Origin of the sequence: Chryseobacterium sp. SIMBA_028, assembly GCF_046535285.1 — a bacterium.
Classification (GTDB): domain Bacteria; phylum Bacteroidota; class Bacteroidia; order Flavobacteriales; family Weeksellaceae; genus Chryseobacterium.
The window spans coordinates 1-239 of the sequence record NZ_JAWRWZ010000786.1 but is presented as its reverse complement, the minus strand read 5'-3'; the positions used below and the strand labels follow the sequence as shown (position 1 = coordinate 239).

Genomic DNA, 239 nt, shown 5'->3' with positions numbered 1-239 from the left:
CGACACTGTCTTCATCATCGACCCGATCGATGGCACAAGGGCTTTCCTTGCCGGCCAGAACCTCTGGTGCGTCAGCGTAGCTGTCGTCCACCGCGGCCGCCCGGTGGCGGGTGTGCTCTATGCGCCGGCGCTTGAAGAGCTCTTCGAAGCTGTCGAAGGCGGCACGGCACTGAAGAACGGCGAACCGATCGCGGTTTCGGCAAGCGGCCCGGGAATGGTCAGCCGGTTTGCGATTGCCG

Annotated in this window: 1 protein-coding gene; it reads left to right on the top strand. The window is 64.4% G+C overall.

Going from position 1 to position 239, the window contains the following annotated elements; genetic code table 11:
• The coding region (locus SCA31_RS25370; protein WP_410699692.1) for an inositol monophosphatase family protein at positions 1–239 on the top strand (239 nt) is incomplete at both ends.